The sequence below is a fragment of the Chamaesiphon sp. genome (assembly GCF_041737865.1).
GTDB lineage: Bacteria > Cyanobacteriota > Cyanobacteriia > Cyanobacteriales > Chamaesiphonaceae > Chamaesiphon.
In genome coordinates, this window is the sequence record NZ_JBGSQZ010000131.1 from 1 (window position 1) to 2283 (window position 2283).

At 45.9% G+C, this 2283-nt stretch carries 2 protein-coding genes and 2 pseudogenes; 2 read left to right on the forward strand and 2 right to left on the reverse strand.

Translation table 11 applies throughout. The features are described 5' to 3' along the window. Nucleotides 1-161 precede the first annotated feature (161 nt). Together ACEW9J_RS09345 and ACEW9J_RS09350 are read right to left on the reverse strand one after the other, a co-directional pair. A pseudogene (locus tag ACEW9J_RS09345) lies at nucleotides 162-261 on the reverse strand (IS1 family transposase); the annotation flags it as partial. A 57-nt stretch (nucleotides 262-318) separates the two neighbouring features. Then, nucleotides 319-933 (reverse strand): annotated as a pseudogene (locus ACEW9J_RS09350) (TetR/AcrR family transcriptional regulator); the annotation flags it as partial. Between the two features lie 37 nt (nucleotides 934-970). Between ACEW9J_RS09350 and ACEW9J_RS09355 the strand changes: the two are divergent. Together ACEW9J_RS09355 and ACEW9J_RS09360 are read left to right on the forward strand one after the other, a co-directional pair. Continuing rightward, nucleotides 971-1687, forward strand: a complete 717-nt coding sequence (locus ACEW9J_RS09355) for a cytochrome P450 (protein ID WP_373544859.1) — start codon at nucleotides 971-973, stop codon at nucleotides 1685-1687. Beyond that, entirely contained in the window at nucleotides 1593-2069 is a 477-nt protein-coding gene (locus ACEW9J_RS09360; protein ID WP_373544860.1) for a cytochrome P450, read from the forward strand. The genes ACEW9J_RS09355 and ACEW9J_RS09360 overlap by 95 nt, the downstream gene beginning before the upstream one ends. The last annotated feature ends 214 nt before the right edge of the window (nucleotides 2070-2283 follow it).

The window sequence follows — 2283 nt, forward strand, 5'->3', positions numbered from 1 at the left end:
TTACCCCTACTTCTCGATCTGCATATTTTTCACCCAGTTAATAACAGTATTATGCGAGACACCAGTACTGCGTTCGATTTCGCGAAAGCTAACTCCCTGTTGATGGAGATCGAGACACTTTTGCCTAATCTCTAGAGGATATCCTCTATCTGCGTAGCGATCGACAAATTGCCGCCCACATCCTCTACATACATACCGCTGCTTACCTTGTTGACGACCATTTTTCGCCACTCGATCGCTCTGACATTCTGGACAGATCATCTTTTGACTGTGCAAAACGAGGAGATGGTCGCCGATGTGCGGATTTAGATAGCCATATAGGACATCCTTGATTTCGGCATAGAGTTCCTGGCGGCGTTGTACATCACTTTTGAGCGCACTAAGAAACAAACTATTCAACATATTACGAGCAATTTCCGAAAGTAATTCACTTTTGGCTTCGCTCAAATTAGGGCTGCGTTGTCGATAAAAATTGGCATGTCTTTTGAGTGATATCGATAGCCGATCGGGTATGTTTTCAATTAAAGTCGATAGTCCAGCGATCGGTTGCAAATAGTCTTGTAAGGCAATACAGCGCGGAATAGGTTGCTCAAAGTAGCCAGCGTAGGTATCGATATATTCATCAATCACCTGCATGAGTGGACGATTGAGATCGGCAGCGAAAAAAGCCGCCTCCAAGATCTCTTCTTGCTGCATATGCTCTGACAGCAGAGCTTGGAAAATCGTTAGCTTATCAGGGAAAAACTGGTAAATCGAACCGACGGCGGTGTTAGCTCGATCGGCTATTTGTTGGATTGTTGCCGCTGCAAATCCCGCCTCGGCGAAAACTTCCGCAGCGGCGATCTTAATCTTCTCAACTCGCTGTTTCCCGCGTTTTTGCTGGGGTTGACGGCGAAGAGTTTTATCGCTTGACAAAGATGAGAATTTACTCATAAACTAATTATGTCACAATTTGGAATAAATTGTTGTTATGAATGACAAACTCAAGTCCGCTGACATGATGCCTGGTAGCTTTGGATTGCCATTTATCGGGCATACGATCGAAGCTTTCACTAAACAAGAGCTATTCTATTGGCAGCAGTACCAACAGTATGGCAAGATCTTCAAAATATCACTACCAGAGGCGATCGGCTTTGGTAAATGTGCTTGTCTAATTGGGCCAGAGGCGAATCAATTTGTGTTGAAAGATGGAGCCGACAAGTTATCATCGAAATTGGGTAATCGATCGCTAGAACCGATTGTGAGCAAAGATTTGGTATTGCTGCAAGATGGCGCAGAGCATCGCGCCAGCCGGAAGCTGATTTTGCCGATATTTCACCATCAAGCGATCGCCGCTTACTTTGACACGATTCAGGCAGTTGTGACCGAAACAGTGGCAAATTGGGGCAAGCAGGGCACGATTAGCCTAGAAACCGAGATGCGAAAGTTGACACTCTCGATCGCTGTCAGGACTTTTTTGGGTAGTGCAAAGACGGCAGAAATCGATCGAGTATCGCAGTGGTATGTGACTCTAGTCAACAGCCTCGATGGGATGATTAAGTGGGATAACCTACTCACTTTTTACGGACGAGGGCAAGCTGCACGTCGCCAAATTGCTGACTATATTCGGCAGATTATCAAAGAAAGAAGGCGAACGCCTCTATCCACCAGCTCATGCACTGAGTCGTGCAGTAGTCGAAGATATTGAGTATGCTGGCTACAATATTCCGGCTGGTTGGTATATGGTAATTTTTTCGGGCATCACTCATCGAATGCCAGAAATTTACAAAGAACCAGATTCATTCGATCCCGACAGGTTTGCGCCCCCGCGTGAGGAAGACAAGAAATATCCTTATTCCTTGATTGGTTTTGGTGGCGGTGCCCATAGCTGCATCGGTGTAGAATTTGCCAATATGGAGATGAAGATAATTCTCTCGACTTTGCTACAAAATTACGATTGGACGGTGACACCCACCATCGCTGAAATTTCGCCAGTCCGCAAACCATTCAGTACGCAGAAAAAGTTAAAGGCAACCTTCGCGCCATTAAATCCCCTCCACGGAGGGGTGCCCGTAGGGTGGGGTGGGTAGATCTGTGCATCCCACAAATCATAGATCGACTTGAACCGATTCGATCGAGCAAACCCGATTGTCAATCATTAGTTAGGGCTTGCTGAAGATCTCAGCAAGCCAATCACTGCAAGGGTTTTGAGCCTTTTTTCAGAAATTAAGTGCAAGGTTTTGACGTTGAAAGGCTCAAAACCCTTGCACTCGATCGCTTGAATCTGGAGAACGCCTTCAAGGG

Excerpts from the sequence above, each read along its gene's own strand:
- ACEW9J_RS09355 (WP_373544859.1), top strand. The coding sequence starts at position 971 with ATGAATGACAAACTCAAGTCCGCTGACATGATGCCTGGTAGCTTTGGA.